Origin of the sequence: Lysobacter solisilvae, from assembly GCF_016613535.2 — a bacterium.
GTDB classification, from domain to species: domain Bacteria; phylum Pseudomonadota; class Gammaproteobacteria; order Xanthomonadales; family Xanthomonadaceae; genus Agrilutibacter; species Agrilutibacter solisilvae.
In genome coordinates this window covers 1,582,897-1,604,921 of sequence record NZ_CP071518.1, presented here as the reverse complement: position 1 = coordinate 1,604,921, position 22,025 = coordinate 1,582,897, and the positions used below count along the sequence as shown (strand labels likewise).

General features: G+C 68.2%; 14 protein-coding genes and 1 pseudogene. 8 read left to right on the top strand and 7 right to left on the bottom strand.

All coding sequences use genetic code 11. The features are described from left to right. Positions 1-176: 176 nt before the first annotated feature. The 3 genes and pseudogenes from I8J32_RS17855 to I8J32_RS07130 all read right to left on the bottom strand — a co-directional run. Positions 177-2,963: pseudogene (locus tag I8J32_RS17855) on the bottom strand (non-ribosomal peptide synthetase); the annotation flags it as partial. A 26-nt stretch (positions 2,964-2,989) separates the two neighbouring features. After that, the gene (locus I8J32_RS07135) at positions 2,990-3,277 is read right to left on the bottom strand and encodes an acyl carrier protein (protein WP_200616268.1); all 288 of its coding nucleotides are present in this window, start codon (positions 3,275-3,277) and stop codon (positions 2,990-2,992) included. Between the two features lie 103 nt (positions 3,278-3,380). Beyond that, a complete protein-coding gene (locus I8J32_RS07130) occupies positions 3,381-5,036 on the bottom strand; it encodes a fatty acyl-AMP ligase (protein ID WP_200616269.1) in 1,656 nt (551 codons plus the stop codon). A gap of 473 nt (positions 5,037-5,509) precedes the next feature. Between I8J32_RS07130 and I8J32_RS07125 the strand changes: the two genes are divergently transcribed. The 7 genes from I8J32_RS07125 (at position 5,510) to I8J32_RS07095 (ending at position 16,028) form a co-directional block, all read left to right on the top strand. Further along, the gene (locus tag I8J32_RS07125; protein WP_200616270.1) at positions 5,510-7,957 is read left to right on the top strand and encodes a penicillin acylase family protein; all 2,448 of its coding nucleotides are present in this window, start codon (positions 5,510-5,512) and stop codon (positions 7,955-7,957) included. 44 nt (positions 7,958-8,001) lie between these two features. Further along, on the top strand, positions 8,002-9,750 hold the full coding sequence (locus tag I8J32_RS07120) for a cyclic peptide export ABC transporter (RefSeq protein WP_200616271.1): 1,749 nt from the start codon (positions 8,002-8,004) through the stop codon (positions 9,748-9,750). 173 nt (positions 9,751-9,923) lie between these two features. Next, the gene (locus tag I8J32_RS07115) at positions 9,924-11,219 is read left to right on the top strand and encodes an efflux RND transporter periplasmic adaptor subunit (RefSeq protein ID WP_200616272.1); all 1,296 of its coding nucleotides are present in this window, start codon (positions 9,924-9,926) and stop codon (positions 11,217-11,219) included. A 172-nt stretch (positions 11,220-11,391) separates the two neighbouring features. Continuing rightward, positions 11,392-12,114 (top strand): ABC transporter ATP-binding protein, encoded by a 723-nt coding sequence (locus tag I8J32_RS07110; protein WP_200616273.1) that lies wholly within the window; start codon positions 11,392-11,394, stop codon positions 12,112-12,114. Positions 12,115-12,210: 96 nt separating this feature from the next. After that, a complete protein-coding gene (locus I8J32_RS07105; RefSeq protein WP_200616274.1) occupies positions 12,211-13,527 on the top strand; it encodes an ABC transporter permease in 1,317 nt (438 codons plus the stop codon). Between the two features lie 121 nt (positions 13,528-13,648). Then, a complete protein-coding gene (locus tag I8J32_RS07100) occupies positions 13,649-14,866 on the top strand; it encodes an ABC transporter permease (protein ID WP_200616275.1) in 1,218 nt (405 codons plus the stop codon). Positions 14,867-15,203: 337 nt separating this feature from the next. Then, entirely contained in the window at positions 15,204-16,028 is an 825-nt protein-coding gene (locus tag I8J32_RS07095; RefSeq protein ID WP_200616276.1) for an SDR family oxidoreductase, read from the top strand. Between the two features lie 127 nt (positions 16,029-16,155). Here I8J32_RS07095 and I8J32_RS07090 read toward each other — a convergent pair whose 3' ends face one another. The 4 genes from I8J32_RS07090 to I8J32_RS07075 form a co-directional block, all read right to left on the bottom strand. After that, positions 16,156-16,866, bottom strand: a complete 711-nt coding sequence (locus I8J32_RS07090) for a hypothetical protein (RefSeq protein WP_200616277.1) — start codon at positions 16,864-16,866, stop codon at positions 16,156-16,158. A gap of 272 nt (positions 16,867-17,138) precedes the next feature. Continuing rightward, complete coding sequence (gene trpE / locus I8J32_RS07085; protein WP_200616278.1) at positions 17,139-18,647, bottom strand: anthranilate synthase component I; 1,509 nt, start codon at positions 18,645-18,647, stop codon at positions 17,139-17,141. 1,002 nt (positions 18,648-19,649) lie between these two features. Then, complete coding sequence (gene rpe, locus I8J32_RS07080; RefSeq protein WP_200616279.1) at positions 19,650-20,321, bottom strand: ribulose-phosphate 3-epimerase; 672 nt, start codon at positions 20,319-20,321, stop codon at positions 19,650-19,652. Positions 20,322-20,484: 163 nt separating this feature from the next. Then, the gene (locus tag I8J32_RS07075; RefSeq protein WP_200616280.1) at positions 20,485-20,820 is read right to left on the bottom strand and encodes a J domain-containing protein; all 336 of its coding nucleotides are present in this window, start codon (positions 20,818-20,820) and stop codon (positions 20,485-20,487) included. 145 nt (positions 20,821-20,965) lie between these two features. Here I8J32_RS07075 and I8J32_RS07070 point away from each other — a divergent pair, with 145 nt between their 5' ends. Then, a complete protein-coding gene (locus I8J32_RS07070) occupies positions 20,966-21,907 on the top strand; it encodes a phosphoribosylaminoimidazolesuccinocarboxamide synthase (RefSeq protein ID WP_407060996.1) in 942 nt (313 codons plus the stop codon). Positions 21,908-22,025 lie beyond the last annotated feature (118 nt).

Below are 22,025 nucleotides of genomic sequence, written 5' to 3'. Positions count from 1 at the left end.
CCCAGCAGGTCCTGCCAGATGCCGGCGATGCGCGTCTCCAGCTCGCCCACCGGCGCCTCGTACGCGCGGGTGATGACGGCCGACGCGTCCGGCGCCGGCAGCGCCTGGCGATCGAGCTTGCCGTTGGGGGTCAGCGGCAGGGCCGCCAGGCGGACAAACGCCGCCGGAATCATGTACTCGGGCAGGTCGCGCGCCAGCTGGTCGCGCAGCGGCGCCACCGGCAGCTCCTGATCGTCGTGGGCGACGACGTAGGCCACCAGCCGCTTGTCGCCGGCGCCGTCCTCGCGCGCGACCACGACCGCTTCGCGCACCCCCTCGCAGGCGGCCAAGCGCGACTCGATCTCGCCCAGTTCGATGCGGAAGCCGCGGATCTTGACCTGGAAGTCGTTGCGGCCCAGATACTCGATGGTGCCGTCCGCGCGCCAGCGACCCAGGTCGCCGGTGCGGTACATGCGCGCCTCGACCTCATCGCTGAACGGATCGGGCAGGAAGCGTTCGGCGGTGAGGTCGGGCCGGTTGAGATAGCCGCGCGCCACGCCATGGCCGCCGATGAACAGCTCGCCCGTCACGCCCACCGGCACCGGCTCGCCCGCACGGCCCAGGATGTAGACCTGCGTGTTGCCGATCGGACGGCCGATGTGCGCGGCGAACCCTTCAGCGCGCGGCATCTCGACCCACGTCGAATAGGTCGTCGTCTCCGACGGGCCATACAGGTTCACCACGCGCTGCGCGTGGCTGGACGCGAAGATCCGCTCCACCAGTTCGCGCTTCAGCGGCTCGCCGGCCAGGTTGACCGTGCCCACGGTCGACGCCAGCCCGGGTTCGCCGATGATCGCGGCCATCGCGGAGGGCACGGTGTTGACCAGCGTGGTGCCCGCCAGCGTCGTCGCGGACGCGACCAGGTCCTGCACCAGGCGCACGGTGGCGCCGGTGCTCAGCGGCAGGAACAACTCGAACACGGCCAGGTCGAAGTTGATCGACGTCGACAGCAGCGTGGTCGCCAGCTGGGAGTCGTCGAAACAGGTCCTTGCCCAGGCCAGCAGATTGACCGTGTTGACGTGTTCGATCATCACGCCCTTGGGCTGACCGGTCGAACCCGAGGTGTAGATGATGTAGGCCAGGTGGCGCGCGCTCAGGCCCGGCACCTGCGGGTTGGATTTCGATCCGCCTGTCAGTTCCTGGTCCAGCAACAACAGCGGCGCGCCGGCCGTGCCGAGCATCGGCAGGCTGTCGCGCAGCGCCGTCTGCGTCAGCACGATGCGCGGCGCACCATCGGCGAGCATGTAGGCCAGGCGGTCGGCCGGATAATTCGGATCCAGCGGCAGGTACGCGCCGCCGGCCTTGAGGATGCCCAGCATGCCCACGACCAAGTCGACCGTGCGCTGTGCGCAGATCGCCACCCGGTCGTCCGGCCGGACACCGCGTTCGATCAGATGATGGGCCAGCTGGTTGGCTCGTTCGTTGAGCTCGCGATAGCTCAGGTGCCGGCCCGCATGCTCCAGTGCGATGGCATCGGGACGCGCCGCGGTCTGCGCCTCGAACAGGCCATGGATCAGCCCGTCCCGCGCGTACTCCAGGTGCGTGTCGTTGAATCCAAGCAGCAGCTGCGTTCGCTCGTCATGCGAGAGCAATGGCAGGTGCGAGACCAGTTGCGTGTCATCGGCGACCATGCCCTCGACCAGCATCAACCAGTGCCCGGCCAGGCGGTCGATGGTGGCGCGGTCGTACAGCGCGGTGTCGAACTTGAAGGCGCAGCGTATGCCGCCCTCCAGTTCGATCGTCTCCAGCATCAGCCCCATGCCCTCGTCGCCGCCACTGCGGCAGGCCGCGTATGGCGTGAGTTCGATGCCGCCCCAGCGGACCCGGCAGGTTGCATCCCCGTCATTCCACAAGGCGGGCAGACCGCCGCCCTGGCGCGCGTTCTGGAACACGAACATCGTCTGGAAGAAGGCGTGCTGGCACGACGCGCGGTCCCACGACAGTTCCTCGACGAGGCGGGAGAACGGATAGTCCTGGTTGCTCATGCCGCGCAGTGCAGTGCCACGCACGCTGCGCAGCACGTCCGCAACGCGCAGGCCGGCATCGAACTGCGTCCGCAGCACGATGGGATTGACGAAATCGCCGACCACGCGGTCCCATTCGGCGCGGCTGCGCCCCGGCATGGGCGCACCCACGCAGATGTCGTCCTGCCCGGCGTGCCTGTGCAGCAGCATCTGGTAGGCCGCCAGCAGCGTGGTGAACAGCGTCCCCGAGTGACGGCGGGCGAGCGCGTGCAGTCGGGCGGTGAGTTCCGGCTCGATCGTCAGCGTGACTTCATCGCGATCACCCGTGCCCGCGGTCAGCGCACGATCGGTAGGCAGCTGCAGGACCTGCGGGCCGTCACCGATGCAACGCTCCCAGTACGAACGCTGGGCGGCGGCGGCCGGGCTGGCGAGCCAGTCCTGCTGCCAGCGCACGTAGTCGTGATAGCCGGGGCCGTCGGCGACAGGGTTGCCCGGACTGTCGTCGCGCGCAAGCAGGCCACCCAGTTCCTCCAGCAGCTGCCAGTACGACCAGCCGTCGACCACGATATGGTCGAAAGCCAGCATCAACACATGTTCGCCCGCTCCACGCGCGTACACGGCAGCGCGCATCAACATCCCGCGATCCAGGTCGAATGCCTGCGCGCCATCGCGCCGGACCAGCTCCAGCAGGGCGTTCTCGCCCATGGTGGACGCATCGACCCACGCCAACGGCACGTCGACGCAGGGTCCGATGCACTGCTCGAACTCGCCATCTCGATCGCGCAAACGGGCGCGCAGCATCGGATGACGATCGGCCAACTGGCGCAGGGCGCGTGCCAGCGTCCCGCGGGCGAGGTCCCCGTGGACCACCGCGGTGAAGACGTTGTTGTGGCTGCCCTGGGCCGCCGGGTCGAAGCGGTAAAGAAAGCCGCGGCTGCGCTGTGCGGCGGACAACGGCATCCACTCGCCGGCCTGGATCGGGTGCGTCATGCGGGGATCCTGGAGTCGAGTTCGAGTTGGACGGACTGGCTGCTTTCGAGTTCGCCGAACCGCTCACCCAGGAACTGCGACAGCTCACGGATGCTGGGGTTGTCGAACAGCCATTCCAGTTCGACCTCGACACCGAGCAACTCTTCCAGCTTGCGCGTCAGCCGCAATCCGATCAGGGAGTCCACACCCTGTTCGGCGAATGGCTGCGTCACGCAGATCTGCGATCGGTCGACCTCCATCAGCTCCGACAACGCATCCCTCAGCCACTGCTCGTGCCTGCTCATCGCACTTCCTCCCTGACCACACCAATTCCATTGCGATGCCGCGCCATAAGGCGCGGCTCGTGCACTCACCACGAATAACGGGTACCGCGGCTGCCTCTTGCGGTCAGGCCGCCGCGACGCGCTCGAGCGCTCCCGTCAGGTAATCCGTCGCGCATTGCCTGCGGCGCACCTTCCCGCTCGACGTCCGTGGCAGCGCGCCAGGTCGGAGCAGGACGATGTCCGAGACCGGCAGGCCGTATTCAGCGCTCACGCAGGTGCGCATCGCGCTGAGCACGACCGGCCACTCCGGATGGCGCCGCAGCCACTCACGCTTGAGCTCGAACACCACGACGAGGCGCTCGCCGTTGCCGTCGCGCACACCGAAGGCCGCGCCACCGGATTGACGCAGGGCATCGTGGCTGCGCTCGCAGCGGTCTTCGATGTCCTGCGGCACGTATTTGCGGCCGTTGACGATGATCAGGTCCTTGAGACGGCCGGTGACATAGAGCTGTCCGTCCTGCATGAAGCCCAGGTCACCCGTGCGCAACCACGGCGCGCCATCCCCGACGCCGGCGATCCGTGCGCGGAACACCTGCTCGTTGAGTTCCGGCCGCATCCAGTAACCATCGGCGACGCTGCGTCCGCTGACCCAGATCTCCCCGCAGCCGCCCGGCGGCATGCGCGTGCACGTGTCGGGGTCCACGATCTCCACGCGCGCATCGCGGCGCGGCAGGCCGCAGCCGACCACGTCGGTGCCTTCGTGCGGATGGAGCGACGGCACCATGCCGACCCGCGCGCCGGTGATCAGCAGCGTCGATTCGGCCATGCCATAGCAGGGATAGAACGCGCCCGCGTTGAAACCGTGGCTGGCGAAACGCTCGGTGAAACGGGCGATCACCGCGGCGCGTATGGGTTCGGCGCCGCAGAACGCCACTCGCCACGTCGACAGGTCGACGCCTTCGATCGACCCGGGCTGGATCGTGCGCGCAGCCAGGTCGTACATGAAATTCGGCCCGCCGCTGACGGTGATGCCGAACCTGGAAATGATCTGCAGCCAGCGCTCCGGGTACTGCACGAATTCGGCCGGCGACATGAAGCCGGCAGAGCAGCCCGAGTACATGAACTGAAGCACGCCGCCGACCAGGCCCATGTCATGGAACAGCGGCAGCGCCGTGAACAGCCGGGAGTCCGGCGAGAGCTCCATCGCGTCCTGGATCGTCGCGCAGTTGTGCACGAGGTTGCCGTGGGTCACCACGACACCCTTCGGATCCCCGGTGGAGCCCGAGGTGTACTGCAGGAACGCGGGCGCGGATTCTTGGGGAATGACCGGCCGCCACGAAGCGTAGGCGAGCCCCGTGTCCTGCGCGATGTCACGCACGTCGATGCCGACCAGGGCGTCGTCCTCGAAGGCGAGCTCCGGGTTGGCCAGGTCGTCGGAATCGAAAAGGATCGCCCGCGCGTCCGCATCGCGGACGATGTGCTGGAGCCGGCTTTGCAGGGCCTGCCGCCTCGGCGGCGAGGCCGGTACCGCAACCACGCCCGCGAACAGGCAGGCATAGAAGGTGATGACGAAATTCTTCTGCGACTTGCAGACCAGCACGGCACGCTGGCCCGACAACCCCTGCGCCTGCAGATGCCGGGCCAGGCCGGAGGCGTGCTCGAACAGCGACGCGAAGGTCAGCACTTCCTGGGCCAGCCCGGCCCCTTTGAAGAAGCGGCATGCAATGCCATCGGGCTGCAATTGCGCGCGATGAAGCGCGATCTCAGGAAAACTTTCCACGCCAATCCCCTAGCAAACTGCAAGTGCGCACTTCCATTCGCGACCCGTGCCGACAGACATCTTCATCCAGGGCAATCAACCTCGTCCGAGGTTTCGCCCTGATGACAAAAAGATGTTTTCCCCCTGCCAGCGTGTCGAATACTATTCGACGCGGCGCAGTCTTCCACCGACAGGGGCGTTGGTCAAGTGCGGCCCGTGATGTATATTCCGGGCCGGATTTCAAGGATGAAGGAATCATGGGACGCGCCTGCTCCCCCTGTCTGACCGCTCGCGGGATGCGTGCACCGGTGCCGTCACGCACCTGCCCGGAACCCTTCCGGCCCGCTCTGAAGCGATCCAAGCCCGTCCCCGATACCCGTGCGCACACCGCGCGAAACGGCTTGTTTCCAGCTATTTCTTCCTTCCGCATCGCCTCTCCCGTCATCGGGTCGCACGGCGAATGCATCCGGCCTGCAGCCGTCGGCTGACCAGCAATGAAATCCATTCCTTATCCATTGGCCACCCGCCTGGCCGTGCTGGTGCTGCTGCCCGTGATTGGCGGCGCCGCATGGCTGCACCACTCGTTGCGCGCCAGCCTTCCGCCGGAAGGCACCTTCCAGCTCACGCGTGAAGTCTCGGCGCCGGTGTCGATCACCCGCGACGAAAACGGGGTGCCGCACATCCGCGCCACCACCGATATCGACGCCTTCCATGCGGTCGGGTATGCGCATGCGCAGGACCGGTTGTGGCAGTTGGAACTCCAGCGTCGCCTCGCCAGCGGTCGCCTGAGCGAGGTCTTCGGAAAGAAGAGCATCGATACCGACGTCTGGTTCCGCACGCTCGGCCTTTACGAATCGGCCAGATCGGCGTGGCCGGCACTGAGTCCGCAGGCGCAGCGCTCGCTCACCGCCTACGCGGCAGGCATCAATGCGTGGATCGCCGAAGGGCACAGCCTGCCCGCGGAGTTCCGCGTGCTCGGGATCAAGCCCGAGCCCTGGACCGAGCTCGATTCGCTGGCGTGGGTGAAGGTATTCGCGCTGGACCTGGGCGGCAATTTCCGTCGCGAGATCGACCGTTACGTGGCGCGGCAGGCATTGAGCGAACCGCAGCTGACGGCGTTCTTCCCCAACTATCCGGCCGATGCGCCGGCGACCGTCGCGGCGATTTCAGGGCGACCGTCCGCACCGCTTGAAGCCTTGGCGCAACTGCAGCAGCAACTGGAAACCGAGCATGCCATCGGCGGCACCAACGTCGGCAGCAATGCCTGGGTGGTGTCCGGGCGCCACACCCGCGACGGCGCGGCCCTGCTTTCGAACGACCCGCACCTGGGGCTGCAGATTCCTTCGCTGTGGTACGCGATGAACGTGGATGCGCCGGCATTCAAGGTCTCCGGCATGAGTCTGGTCGGCCTGCCGGTCGTGGTGCTGGGGCGCAACGCGCACATCGCGTGGGGCGGCACCAACATGATGGCCGACGTCCAGGACCTGTTTTTCGAGCGCACCGATGCATCCGGGGAGCGCTATCTCGCGCAGGGCCAGTGGCTGCCGTTCAGTACGCGCGTGGAGACGATCGACGTGCGTGCCGATTTTCCCGAGCAGCTGCGCCGCCGATACGCTCCGGTCACGCTCAAGGTCCGGTCCACCCGCAATGGGCCGGTCATCAGCGATTACCACGGCGTCTTCCGCCAGCCCGTCACCCTGCGCTGGACGGCACTGGAAGCCGGGGACACCAGCTATGAAGCCTTCTTCCGCCTCAACCAGGCGCGCGACTGGGAAGGCTTCAAGGCAGCGCTGGCACGCCATGTCGCCCCGGCGATGAACCTGCTTTTCATCGATCGCGCGGGCAACATCGGCTACCTGGGCGCCGGGCGCATCCCGGTGCGCAGGCAGGGCGAAGGCACGCTGCCCTCGCCCGGCTGGGATGACGCCTGGGGCTGGTCGGGCCAGGTGTCGCCCTCGCAATGGCCGCAGAGCTACAACCCGCCCTCTGGCTTCATCGTCAACGCGAACAACCCGGTCGCCAACCACGACGATCCCTACTTCATCTCGCACGACTGGGCGCCCACGTCGCGCGCGCGTCGCATCGAGTACCTGCTCCGGCAGCGCATCGCATCGGGCAAGGGGTTGACGGCGCAGGACATGCAGCACATCCAGGCCGACACGGTCGACATGGACGCCGCAGCGATGATGTCCGTGCTGCGCAAGCGCCTGCCCAGGGGCGAACACGCCTCGCAGGCCGCCGAGTACCTGAAGGACTGGAATGGCGACATGCGCGCCGACAGCCAGGCCGCGGCGATCTTCAGCGTCTGGATGCGGCACTTCCGTCAGCGCGTGTTCGGAGCAGCGCTGCAGGGCTCCTGGGAACAGCAACCCGCCAACCGCATCCTGCGGGGCCTGCAGGAAGACGTGCCGCTGGACTATCTGCGCACACTGGCCGGTGAATCCTCGGCCAGGAACGGTGGATCGACGTGGTGCGACGACGCCGGCACGCCCGCGCCCGAGACCTGCGAGGAAGCCCTGGCGGATTCGCAGAAGAGCGCGCTGTGGGAGCTGTACAAGCTCAAGGGCGACTGGAGCATGGCCAGCTGGCGCTGGGACGGCGTCCAGCGCACCGCCTATGACCACACGCCCTTCAGCGACTTCAAGCCCCTCGACCGGATCTTCCAGCGGCGCATCGGCAACGGCGGCTCCGCCGGTTCGATCAATGTCGCCGCCTCGGACTTCAAGGGCGCTGACGGCTATCTGCAGAAGTTCGGCCCGGGCTTCCGCCAGATCATCGCCCTGCGCGGCGCGCGCACGTCGCACTACTACATGAACTCGACGGGGCAGTCCGGGAACTTCATGAGTCCGCACTACGACGACATGGTCGTGCCCTTCCGCGACGCCCGCTTTCTCACCCTGGACGACGCACCCGCTGCGTCCGGGAAACCCGCTGCCCACTAGCCCGGCGCCGGTGCAGGGACGCAGGCCACATCAGGAACCGCGGCATGAACATGTTTGCTGAATTCTCCCGCAAGGCGCCCAACCGGGTGTTCCTGTCGATCCTGCTCGGAGGCGTCTCGGGGGTGTGCTATTCGCTGCTGATCCCGCTGATCCTCAGCGTGCTCAAGCCGGGCGACATGCGCTTCGACGAGATCGCCCAGGCGCCTACGCGCATCGCGTCCCTCGAGGTCTCGAACGCGCCGTTCGCGATGGTGTTCATCGCCGTCTGCCTCTTCATCCTTGTCAGCCGGACGTTGTCGCAGGTGATGCTGACCCGGGTCGCGATCAACGTGGCCTCCCAGTTCCGCGAACGGCTGTACCAGCAGATCGCATCGGCGCCGCTGTCGGCGCTGGAGTCCATCGGCGAGGCCCGGCTGATCACCGCGCTGACCACCGACGTGCCGCGCATCGTGATGGGCGCCCGCCTGCTCCCAGACATCCTCATCAGCATGGTCACGCTGGTGGGCATGCTCGGCTTCCTGCTGGTGCTCAACTCCGACGTGTTCTGGTTCGTGCTCGGCTGCATCGCCTTCGGCGCGCTGAGCTACCAGGTACCGATGATGATCGGCCGGCGCTACTTCATCGGCGCCCGCCGCAGCTTCGACAGCCTGCAGGGGTCGATCCACGGCCTGATCCGCGGCATCAAGGAGCTCAAGCTCAACGACACCAAGCGCCAAGCCTTCTTCGACTCGGTGCTCATGGCGCACGAGAACGAGGTCCGGCGGCAGGAAAAGACCGGCAACACGATCGTCCGCTCGGCCAGCAACTACGGCGACCTGCTGAGCTTCTTCGTGATCGGCTCGATCATCTTCATCTTCGTCAACTACCGGGTGATCAGCAACCAGGAGCTGGTGGGCGTGGTCATGGCACTGCTCTACGTCACCGGACCGGTGGCCGTGATCCTGAATTTCATTCCGCAGCTGTCCATCTCGCGCGTGTCGATGCAGCGCGTGGCCACGTTGTTCCAGGAGATTCCGGCCGAGGCCATCGCGCCGCGGCAGGAGCCGGCCCGCGAGTGGGACCACATCCGATTCGAGGCGGTGGGTTACCGCTACGACGCCGGCGGCAGCGGTTTCCATGTGGGACCGCTGGACCTGCGTTTCGACAAGGGCGAAATCACCTTCATCGTGGGTGGCAACGGGTCGGGGAAATCCACCCTCGGCAAGCTGCTTACCCTGCACTACCGCGCGCACGGCGGCACGGTGTACTTCGGCGACCACGCCATCACCGACGAATCGATCGGCACCTACCGCCAGGCGATCAGCGCCATCTATTCCGACTACCACCTGTTCGACCAGCTGCTCGGCGTGGCGGACGAGGGCCTGTCGACCATGGTGGACCATTACCTGCGCGCCCTGCAGCTCGACTCCAAAGTGCAGTTCCGCGACGGCCGGTTCTCCACGCTCGCGCTGTCCGACGGCCAGCGCCGCCGGCTGGCGCTGCTGGCGTCGATGATCGACGACAAGCAGCTTTACCTGTTCGACGAATGGGCGGCCGACCAGGACCCGACCTTCAAGGCCGTGTTCTACAACCAGATCCTTCCGGGCCTGCGCGCCAGGGGCAAGGCGGTCGTGGTGATCACCCATGACGACCGCTATTTCGATCTGGCCGACCAGGTCATCGTGCTGGGCGACGGGCTGGTGTCGCGCATCGAACGCCCCGACCGTGTCGACGCGACGATCGCGCATGGCACGTGGATGTCCGACCCGCGCGATGCCGACATCTTCGACGAGCCCGTCCTGGAAGCGCTGTAGGCCCCTGGGCCGCCTGCCCGGCGCCCGCGTCCGCCGGTGTCCGCGCGGACACCGGCACCGTCCGGGCGGACACTCCGGCACCTCGTTCCATCCACGAAATCAGGCACTTGGCGTTGGCACGCCGCTTGCGTTGTCTTGATCTCCGCCACTGCTTCCGAAGCCTCGACATCCGCATGAACGAACACGTCCGCATTGCCATCCGGGACACCTCCGGCCAGGACACCACGCTGGGCGCCCCCGCGGCGCGCGCGCGTCGCCAGCGCAGCTGGATCATCGGCGCGGTCGGCGGTGCAGCCGTGATCGGGCTGGCCGCCTGGGTCATCGCCGGCTGGACCGGCGGCGGGCGTTCCTACGACGCTTCGCGCGTACGCATCGCCGAGGTCCGTCGCGGCGACCTGGTGCGCGACCTCAGCGCCGACGGTCGTGTCATCGCCGCCAACAGCCCGACGCTGTACGCCATCGCGGCCGGCACCGTCGCGCTGAAGGTGGTCGCCGGCGACCCGGTGAAGAAGGGCCAGGTGCTGGCGGTGGTCGACAGCCCCGAACTGCGCAGCACGCTGGTGCAGGAGGAATCCACGCTGGCCAGCATGGAAGCCGACGCCGATCGCGCCGCCCTCGACGCACAACTGGCCCGCTCCGAGGCCCGCAAGCAGATGGAACAGGCGCAGATCGCCCGCGTCGCCGCCGATCGCGACCTGCAGCGCTTCCAGCGCGCCTTCGATGGCGGCGCGGTACCGCAGGTCGACCTGGCCCGCGCACAGGACGAACTCAAGAAGGCCGACCTCGGTCTTGGCGCCGCCCGCCGCGAATTCGCGCTGCAATCCCAGGGCGCGGGACTGGATACGCGCAACAAGCGCCTGCAGGCACAGCGGCAGCGCGCGCTCACCGACGAGATCCGCCGCCAGGTCGACGCATTGACGCTGCGCGCGCCCTTCGACGGCCAGGTGGGCCAGGTGCAGATCGCGCAGGGCACCAACGTCGTGGCGCAGGCGCCGATCCTGAGCGTGGTCGACCTGTCGGTGTTCGAGGTCGAGATCAAGGTGCCCGAAAGCTTTGCCCGTGACTTGGCCATCGGCATGCCGGCGCAGATCACCAGCAACGCCAAGCCGTATGGCGCCGAAGTCTCGGCGGTGTCGCCCGAGGTGGTCAACGGCGAGGTCAATTCCCGCCTGCGCTTCGCGCAGGGCAAGCAGCCGCCGGGACTGCGCCAGAACCAGCGCCTGTCGGCACGCATCGTGATGGACACGCGCCGCAACGTCCTGATGGTCGAACGCGGCCCGTTCCTGGAGCAGGACGGCGGCAACATGGCCTATGTCATGGATGGCGGCAGTGCGGTGCGCCGGCCGATCCGCACCGGCGCCACCAGCCTGAATTCGGTGGAGATCGTCAGTGGCCTGGAGGCGGGCGACCGCATCGTGGTCTCGGGCACGCAGCTGTTCGAGAACGCGCCGCGCGTGCGCGTCAACTGAAGGTCCCGCCCATGAATTCCGGTCGCCGCTCCATGCCACAACCGCAAGTGACATCCCGTCGCGCACGGACGCGTTCCTGCCCTGCGCATCCGGCCTTCCTCCCGGGCCTGCGGCGACGTGCCGCCGGCATCGCCCGCCACCCGAACTTCCACACCATCGCAGGATCATTCCCATGCTAGAGATGCGCCAGATCGCCAAGGTGTACCGCACCGAACTGGTCGAGACGCACGCGCTGCGCTCGCTCGACCTGCACGTCAGGGAAGGCGAGTTCGTCGCCATCACCGGCCCGTCGGGCTCGGGCAAGACCACCCTGCTCAACATCGCGGGCCTGCTGGAGACCTTCACCGGCGGCCAGTTCATCCTCGATGGCCAGGACGTCAGCAACCTGTCCGACGACGCCCGCTCGCGCCTGCGCAACCTGAAGATCGGTTTCATCTTCCAGGGCTTCAACCTGATCCCGGACCTCAACCTGTTCGACAACGTCGACGTGCCCCTTCGCTACCGCGGCATGCCGGCGGCCGAGCGCAAGCAGCGCATCGAGGACGCGCTGGGCCGCGTCGGCCTGGCGTCGCGCATGCGCCATTACCCGGCCGAACTGTCCGGCGGACAGCAGCAGCGCGCCGCGATCGCACGCGCCCTGGCGGGCAGCCCCCGCCTGTTGCTGGCGGACGAACCGACCGGCAACCTGGATTCGCAGATGGCGCGCAGCGTGCTGGAGCTGATCGAGGAGATCAACGCACAGGGCACCACCATCGTGATGGTGACGCACGATCCCGAACTGGCCGCGCGCGCACGCCGCAACGTGCACATCGTGGACGGCGTCGCGACGGACCTGACCGAAATCACGGGCCGTGCGCCCGTGGCGCCGCCCACTCCGGCCCACGCCGAACCCTGAGGCAGCCCTGGCGGACCCAGCCGCAGCCGGTGCCCGTCGGGCGCCGTGCGGCAAGCCAGTCCTTACTGCCGCGGACCACGCGAAAAGAGAGCCATCATGTACGGATACTATTTGAACCTTGCGGTGCGCAGCTTCCGGCGCAACCGCATGCTCACGGCGCTGATGGTGATCGCCATCGCGCTGGGCATCGGCGCCAGCATGACCACGCTGACCGTGTTCCACATCCTGTCCGGCGACCCGCTACCCGGTCGAAGCCAGTTGCTGTTCTACCCGCAGCTGGACTCGGCCGACATGGAGGAGTTCACGCCGGGCGAGGAACCCGAGGACCAGATGACGCGGCACGACGCCGAGGAACTGCTCCGGCAGAAGCGCGCCGACCGGCAGGCCGTCATGAAGCGCGGCAACGTGCTGGTGAAGCCGCAGAGCGCCGAACTGGGCGCGTTCTCGGCCGATGCACGCTATACGTCCAGTGATTTCTTCCCGATGTTCGCAGCTCCCTTCAAGTACGGCAACGGCTGGGACGCCGCCGAGGACGATGCCCGCAGCCGCATCGCCGTCATCTCCAGCACCCTCAACGACAAGCTGTTCGGCGGACAGGACAGCGTCGGCAAGACCGTCCAGGTCAACCAGAACGACCTGCGCATCGTCGGCGTGCTCGACGACTGGCGGCCGACGCCCAAGTTCTACGACCTCTATGGCGGCCTGTACGGCGAGGTGGAACAGGTGTTCATTCCGTTCTCGACATCGCGCGACCTCAAGCTCGACGTGGCCGGCCGCATGCACTGCTGGGGCGAGAACGATTTCGAGGACGACCCGGAAGGCCCGACCAGCGTCAACAGTCCCTGCGCCTGGCTGCAGTACTGGGTGCAGCTGGATTCCCCGGCCAAGGTCGAGGCCTACCGGCAGTACCTGACCAACTATTCCGACCAGCAGCGCGCCGCGGGACGTTTCCAGCGTCCGACCAACGTGCGTCTGCGCGGCCTGATGGAGTGGCTGGACCACAACAAGGTGGTGCCCGGCGACGTGCGCCTGCAGATGTGGCTGGCCTTCGGCTTCCTGGTGGTCTGCCTGCTCAACACCAGTGGCCTGCTGCTCGCCAAGTTCCTGCGCCGCTCCAGCGAGATTGGCGTGCGCCGGGCACTGGGCGCATCGCGGCGCGCGATCTTCACCCAGCACCTGGTCGAAGCCGGCGTCATCGGCTTCGTCGGGGGTGCGCTTGGACTGGGCATCGCGCTGCTGGGCCTGTGGGCGATACGGCAGCGGTCGGCCGGCTACGCCGACCTGGCGCAGCTGGACCCGGCGATGCTGGTGATCACCTTCGTGCTGGCCGTCGTCGCCACGCTGGTCGCGGGCATGCTGCCGGCCTGGCGCGCGTGCCAGGTCACGCCGGCGATCCAGCTCAAGTCGCAATAACGCACAGCTGCCCGGAGGCAGCGGATGGCCATCGCCGTCCGCGCCTTCCCACCACCACGCACGGACGCAACGTCATCGCGGGCGCCCCCGCGGGCCCGACGCGAGAATCCCGGAGATCGCCATGGACATTCGCCCCATTCTTTCCGCACTGCGTCGCCACAAGACCGCGGCGTCACTGATCGTCCTCGAGATCGCACTGAGCTGCGCGATCCTGTGCAACGCGGTCTTCCTCATCCGCACCCGCATCGAACTGATGGACCGTCCGACCGGGCTGGCGGAGAACGAGGTCGTTCGCCTGCAGATGAACAAGACCGCGGCCGTCGAGGGCGCCGCGGCGCTCACCGAAACCGACCTGGCGGCCTTGCGCGCGCTGCCCGGCGTCAAGGCAGCCTCGGCGTCCAACTCGATTCCGCTGGGCATCATGGGGCGCAGCCTGGACATCACCCTGACGCCGGAGCAGTCACCGCTGTTCGAAGCGGCTTATTACGTCGGCGACGAGCAGGTCGTCGACGCGATGGGCCTGAACCTGGTCGCGGGCCGGCGGTTCACGCCGAGCGAGCTGATCGACTGGGAGACGCTGGAGGCGCCTGACAGCGAGGTGGCCATTCCCGCCGCCATCATCAGCCGCGCCATGGCCGAGAAGCTCTTCCCCGGCCAGGATCCGCTGGGCAAGTCCTTCCTGGCCTGGGGCGATGCACCCATCACCATCGTCGGCATCGTCGAGCACCTGGCGCAGGCGCACGGCCACAACGATCCGGCCGTGTACGACTACTCCGTGCTGCTGCCCATCAAGGGATCCTTCCCGAACTACATCCTGCGCGCGCAGGACCCCGCCCAGCGCGCGGAGTTGCTGGCGCGCGCGGTCGAGACCCTGCATCGCATCGATCCCAACCGGGTCATCCTGCGGCAGGAGACCGTCGAGGAAATGCGCGACGCGTACTACGAGAAGGACCGCGAGATGGCGTGGCTGCTGGCCATCGTGTGCATCGCACTGCTGGTGGTGACCGCGATGGGCATCGTCGGCCTGGCCAGCTTCTGGGTGCAGCAGCGCACGCGGCAGATCGGCATCCGCCGCGCACTGGGCGCCACCCGCGGGCAGATCCTGCGCTACTTCCAGACCGAGAACTTCCTGCTGGCCAGCATCGGCATCGTCGTGGGCATGTTGCTGGCCTACGCCATCAACCAGCTGCTGATCGGCATGTACGAGCTGCCGCGCCTGCCACTGACCTACCTGCCGGTGGGCGCCGCGATGCTGTGGCTGCTCGGCCAGCTGGCCGTGCTGGCGCCTGCCCGCCGCGCGGCGGCGATCCCGCCTGCGGTGGCGACCCGCTCGGTCTGAGTCCGCATCCGCCGGGGACGGGGATCGGGGCGGGCGCGCCCGACCGCTGCGCCGACGCTTCACCGCCTCGGCCGGGTGGGGAGACCCCCGCCTGGCTCGCGTTCGGCCGGGTTCCGACCCGGCCCGGGCGGAGGCGCACACCCCTGCGGGCCAGTTCCTCGAACCCCCGCGCCGGCAGCCCCGCCGGGGCCGTGATTCACCCTAGCCGGCCGCACGGATTGCCGCACGGATTGCCGCAGGGTGGTCGCACGCCGGCCGCAGGACGCTATCGTATGCGTACGCCGGCGAATGGTCCCGTTCCAGGGGCGCCGCCACCCCACCCTTTCCGGAGCCCCGCATGACCCAGCCCTTTTCCTACGCCGACGCCCACGTCTTCGTCGCCGGCGGCACCAGCGGCATCAACCTGGGGATCGCCCAGGCCTTCGCCCGCGCTGGCGCGAAGGTCAGCGTGCTCTCACGCTCGCAGGCCAAGGTGGACGCCGCAGTGGCCCAGCTGCGCGAGCTGGGTCCGGACGCCGCCGGCTTCGCCGCCGACGTGCGCGAGTACGCGGCCGTGGAGGCCGCGCTGCGCGAGGCGCACGAACGGTTCGGCAAGATCGACGTGCTGGTCTCCGGCGCGGCGGGCAACTTCCCCGCACCGGCGCTTGGCATGTCGGCCAACGCCTTCAAGACCGTGGTCGACATCGATCTGCTGGGCACTTTCAACGTCGTGCGCGCGGCCTTCGAATTCCTCCGCCAGCCCGGTGCCAGCGTCATCAACATCTCCGCGCCGCAGGCCTTCCAGCCCATGGAACTGCAGATGCACGTGTGCGCGGCCAAGGCCGGCGTCGACATGATCACGCGCGTGGGTGCGATCGAGTTCGGCCCGGCGGGCATCCGTGTCAATTCGGTGGTGCCCGGTCCGATCGCCCACACCGAGGGCATGAAGCGCCTGGCGCCGACGAAGGAACTGGCGCAGATCGTCAGCGACAGCGTGCCGCTGCGCCGGTTCGGCGAGGACAGCGAAATTGCCGACGCCTGCCTGTGGCTGGGCTCGAAGATGGCCGCCTACGTCACCGGCGCGGTGATCCCGGTCGATGGCGGCTGGTCGCTGGGCGGCACGGCGGTAAGCGGCGACGGCCTGAAGAAGGCGTTCATCGCGATGAGCAAGGCGCAGGCGTGACGCGCTGCGCGTAAACCGGGCGATCAAGGCGGCCCAGCCGCCCTCCCCGCCCCGGCGCGGCACGCAACTTATCGGCGTGCCGCGCCCTTTCATTCGTGTCCGCGCCGCCTTCCGGCGCGCGGCTGCGTCATCCCACCCCGCCTACCGTGGTGCCGCGGCGCAGCGGCACGGGCGCGGTGGCGATGCGGCGCTTGAGTTCGGCCATCTCGCCAGGCAGCACCACCAGGTACTGGATGAGCAGTTCGGTCAGCTCCATCAGGTGTTCGGCGGTGCCCTTGTCGATCGAGGTTTCGTCGTCGAAATGGCGGCCGAACGCGCCGTCGGGCGCCATCAGCTGCGCGATGTCCTGCAGGGGCCGGGTGAGGTCGATCTCGCGCGGGAATGCTTCCAGTTGCCGGCTCAGCGGCGCATCGCGCTTGTCCGGGCCGAGCAGGCGCGCGGCCAGGCCTTCCAGCAGATGGTGGATGCTGAGCGAGGACGGGCCCCATTCGGCGTGGTTGTAAAGCTTCAGCGCCGAGTCGTAGCTGCGCGCCAGCGGCGGCGACAACGCATGCAGTTGATCGACGCCCTCCATCGGGCGGCGACCGCCCGGTGCGGGATCGGTGGACAGCGAGTCGGCGCGGCAGCCGCCCTCATCGTCCAGCACCTGCACCAGCAGCATGGCCTTCGTGCAGCGCAGGCAGTGCATCTGCGTCGCAACGATCTTGCCGCCGTGCTCCTGCCACGGCTGGGCCTCGAACATCGACTTTTCGTTGCACTGGGGACATATCAGTTCCACCGTCCGCGCAAAACCATTGGCGAAACGGGACTGGACGCTCCCATCGGAAATCGGATGCATGGCGTACTCCCTCGATTACGCAGGACTGCATCGTTCTACGTACGGACACTCTGGTAACGAGTGAACCGTGCCTTCTGTGAATAGAACGTTGAGGGTGTCGCGGTGCGGACGGCGCACTGACGGGCGGCCCGCAGCTTTCGGACCGTTCGGTCGCGATGGACCTACCGTCCGTCGCGGTGACCCGCAATCGGAGGGCCCAGTGCCAACTGGATCAGCGGGAACGATTCAGCAGGAACGATTCAGCCGACGATTCAGCCGGACGTCTGAGCGCCTCACAGGCCACGAGCGGCCTCGGCCACGGCCCGGAACAGCGCGCGTCCCTTGTTCATGGTCTCGTCCCATTCCTTGGCCGGATCGGAATCGTGGACGATGCCGGCGCCGGCCTGCACGTGCAGGCGTCCGTCCTGGATCACCGCGGTGCGGATGGCGATGGCGGTGTCCGCATCGCCGTGCCAGCCGATGTAGCCGACCGCGCCGGAATACACATTGCGCCGGATCGGTTCGAGGTCGCGGATCACCTCGAGCGCGCGCACCTTGGGCGCCCCGCTGACGGTGCCGGCGGGAAACGTCGCGCGCAGCACGTCGGCGTAGCTCAGCCCCGGCTTCAACTGGCCGGTGACCTCGCTGACGATGTGCATGACGTGGCTGTAGCGCTCGATGACGAACTGCTCGCCGACCTCCACGCTGCCGGGCTGGCTGACGCGTCCGACGTCGTTGCGGCCCAGGTCGATCAGCATCAGGTGTTCGGCGCGCTCCTTGGGGTCGGCCAGCAGTTCCGATTCCAGCGCCTGGTCTTCCTCGGGCGTGGCGCCGCGCGGTCGCGTGCCGGCGATCGGTCGCACGGTGATTTCGCCGATGCCCGCGGCATCGTGCTGCAGGCGGACCAGGATCTCGGGCGAGGAACCGACCACCTGCGTGCCGCCCACGTCGAGGAAATACATGTACGGCGACGGGTTGAGCGCACGCAGCGCGCGATACACGTCCACCGGGCGCGCCTTGAACGGCACGCTCAGGCGCTGGCTCAGCACCACCTGGAAGATGTCGCCGGCGCGGATGAGCTCCTTGGATTTCTCCACCGCGGCAATGAAGCCGTCGCGGGTGAAGCCGGAGATGAAATCGCCTTCGTCCAGCCCGATCGAGTCACGCGTTTCCGGATAACCGGGGCCACCCTGGCGCAGGCGATGGGTCAGCTCGTCCAACCGCCGCTGCGCACGCGCGAAGGCGCGCTCCTCGCGTGGGTCGGCGTGCACGATCAGGTACAGCCGCCCCTTGAGGTTGTCGAATACCGCCACTTCCTCGCTGAGCATCAGCAGGATGTCGGGCGTGCCCAGTTCGTCGGGCTTGTGCTCGCCGTCGGCCCGCGGCGCCGCCAGGCGCGGCTCGATGTACTGCACGCACTCGAAACCAAACCAGCCGACCAGCCCGCCGGTGAACCCGGGCAGCCCTTCGATGCGCGGCACGCTGTGCGCGGCGCGCAGGCGTTCGACTTCGGCGAAGGGATCCTCGACCACGCGGCTGTCGACCAGCTCGCCGTCCTGGGTCACGAACAGCGTGTGGCCGGCGAAGGCGTACACGCAGCGCGCGGGCAGCCCGATGATCGAATAGCGGCCGAAACGTTCACCGCCCTCGACCGATTCGAACAGGTAGGTGTGCGGCCCGTCGGCGAGCTTGAGGTAGACCGACAACGGCGTGTCGAGGTCGGAAAACACCTCGCGGACGACCGGGATGCGGGTATGGCCAGCCTCGGCGAGCTGGCGGAACTGTTCGGCGTCCAGTTGCATGCGCAGCGGGCTTTGATGCGGCGGGGCAGTATGCCGCGCCGCGCCGCGCAAGACTAATTCCAGACGGCCCCCGATGCCGAACGCGCCGCCGCGCGCTGCGTAGAGGAGCCACCGCCGATGCCCCGGCCGGCGGGCAGACGCACGCGGAAGCCGCGCCAGACCAATTCCATAGGGCCCCGGATGCCGAACGCGCCGCCGCGCGCTGCGTAGAGGGGCTACCGCCGATGCCCCGGCCGGCGGGCAGACGCAGCCGGAAGCCGCGCCAGGCAGCTTCGCTCTTGCCCACATGGCAATTCGTCATACCGCGCCGCGCCAGGCCGAATCCAGGCTGCCTCAAATACCTGGCGCGCCGCCGCGCGCTGCAATCGCGCCAGGCCGAATCCACACCGCCTCGAATGCCCAGGCGCGCCGCCGCGCGCTGCAGACGATCAGCCCCAGGGCCGTTACCGCTCCTGGCAGCGTAATACCGCTGTAACCGCCCCCACGGAGAATCAGAGTCCATTCCCAAGGACGACGGGCGGAGGCAGGATCGCCTCCCTTATTCGACGGAGGCCGGCGCATCTGGCCGGCCTTTTTTGTTTGTCCGCGCGACCAGGCAACGGCGGGAGTCGACAGGCAACGCACAGGCCCCGGGGCCGCACCCGCGTCGGTTCGGGGCACGAGCCACGCCTTCCAGGCCCGAAGCTTCGACCACGAAGCGCCGCGCACGAGGATCAAAGCCTCGGGCATGGAGCGTCCAGACCTTTTGCGGTGGATAAGTGTCGGATTCGACGGGTTCACCTGCCTCACGCGTGACACTGACCCGCGCGTCCGTCCGCAGCAAAGCCGGTCGTTTGGGGCACAAAACCCGGCAGCTGAGGCTCAACCACCCGACATCCGGACGTCCGAAGGCCCGTCGATGAGGCTCCGAACCCCAGGCGTGCGGTTGCAGCGCCTCAGGCACCGCGCACTTATCCACAAAATTGGGAAAGTTATCCCCATCGCGCCACGGGACGGTCCTGCTCAGCGGACCCCGGCGACGGCATCCTTCATCCGCTTGATCACGCCCGCATAGTCCGGCGCGTTGAAGATGGCCGAACCGGCGACGAAGGTATCGGCGCCGGCCTGCGCGATTTCGGCGATGTTGTCGGCCTTGACGCCACCGTCGATCTCCAGCCGGACCGGCTTGCCACTGCGGTCGATCATGCCGCGCACGCGACGCAGCTTCTCCAGCGCGGACGGAATGAACGACTGCCCGCCGAAGCCGGGATTGACCGACATCAGCAGCACCATGTCGAGGTCTTCCAGCACGTAGTCCAGCACCTCCACCGGCGTGCCCGGGTTGAGCACCAGGCCGGCCTGGCAGCCGCTGGCCTTGATGAGCTGCACGGTGCGGTGCACGTGCGCGCTGGCTTCGGGGTGGAAGGTGATCATCGAGGCGCCGGCCTTCGCGAAATCCGGCACCAGCCGGTCCACCGGCTGCACCATCAGGTGCACGTCGATCGGCGCGGTGACGCCGTGCTTGCGCAGCGCCTCGCACACCATCGGGCCGATGGTGAGGTTGGGCACGTAGTGGTTGTCCATCACGTCGAAGTGCACCCAGTCCGCGCCGGCCTTTAGGACGTTGTCGACCTCCTCGCCCAGGCGCGCGAAGTTGGCCGAGAGGATGGAGGGGGCGATGACCGTGGATTGCATGGACGACCTCATGGGGAATCGGAAACAGTGGAACAGCGCATCGCCGGGACGTGGGCCCGCCCCGCGCGCGCCCCAGGGGCGCCTTGCGAGGGACTGGAACCCGCCGGCACGGCCGACAGGGGCCGCCGCGGCGCGGGATGGCCTGCCGGGGTGGCCGCCGCCATCACCGCCGGCGCAGTGTCTTGATGCGGTCGTAGGCCGCGTTGATCTCCCGGGCCTTCGCCTCGGCCTGCTGCCGCAGTTCCACGGCGGCGCCGGCGAGGCGATCGGGGTGGTACTGGGCCATCAGGCGGCGATAGGCCTGGTCGATGTCCGCATCGGTGGCGTCGGCGCTCAGGCCGAGCACGCCGTAGGGGTTGTCCCGCTGGCGCAACCGGAACCAGTCGGCGTCGAAGGCATGGCCGATCAGCAGGCCGATCAGCGCGCCCAGCGGCGGGTTGGCGCGCATCAGGGCGGCACCGGCGAAGAAGCCCAGCAGTTTGCCGTACCAGCGTTTCATGGGGCTCGAACAGGGCTCGGGACGCGGGGCGGCCAGTGTACCTGCAGCCTCACCCGGACCGGCGTACACTGCCCGGCCCCGTCGCGCGCCCGCGCCCCGCGAGGCCGCCACCGACGGAGTCCGCGCCACCTGCGAGGAACCCGCGTTGTCCACGACTTTGCACCGCCCCTACCTGCTCGAATCCGACCTGCCGGGCCTGCCGCTGCGCCATCGCGGCAAGGTGCGCGACGTGTTCGACCTGCCCGCCGCGCAGCTGCCGGCGGGCACGCCGTCCGGCGATTACCTGCTGATGGTCGCCACCGACCGCCTGAGCGCCTTCGACGTCGTCCTGCCCGACCCCATTCCCGGCAAGGGCGAGATGCTCTGCCAGATCAGCAACTTCTGGTTCGGCAAGACCGAACACATCGTGCCCAACCACCTGACCGGCATCGACGTGGCCAGCGTGCTGCCCGCCGGCGTGGACGTGGCGATGTACGACCAGCGCGCGGTGGTGACCAAGCGCCTGAAGCCGGTCCCGGTGGAATGCATCGCGCGCGGTTTCATCATCGGCAGCGGCTGGAAGGATTACCAGCGCACCGGCCGCATCAGCGGCATCACCCTGCCCGACGGCCTGCAGCAGGCCCAGCAGCTGGCCGAGCCGATCTTCACCCCCTCGACCAAGGCCGCGGTCGGCGACCACGACGAGAACATCGATTTCGACACCGCGGTCAAACTGGTCGGCGCCGACCTGGCCGAGCAGGTGCGCGACGCGACGCTGCGGCTGTACACCTTCGCGCGTGATTACGCCGCCCAGCGCGGCATCCTGCTGGCCGACACCAAGTTCGAGTTCGGCACCGATGCCGACGGCCGGCTGTACGTGATGGACGAGATGCTCACGCCCGACTCCTCGCGCTACTGGCCCGCCGACCAGTACCGGGTCGGCACCAGCCCGCCCAGCTACGACAAGCAGTTCGTCCGCGACTACCTGGAAACGCTGGACTGGAACAAGAGCGCTCCCGGCCCGCGCCTGCCGGCCGAGGTGATCGAACGCACGCGCGCCAAGTACGCCGAGGCGCTGGAGAAGCTGGCGGGCATCCGCGTCGATTGAACAGCGCGGGCCTCGGCCCGCCCGCCGGGTGAGCGGCACCTCCGGCAGGTTTTCGGGCAGGCGGCCGACGGGCCACTGCCCGGCCCTGCGCTGGTCTGGGGTCGGCAGTGACGGCCCC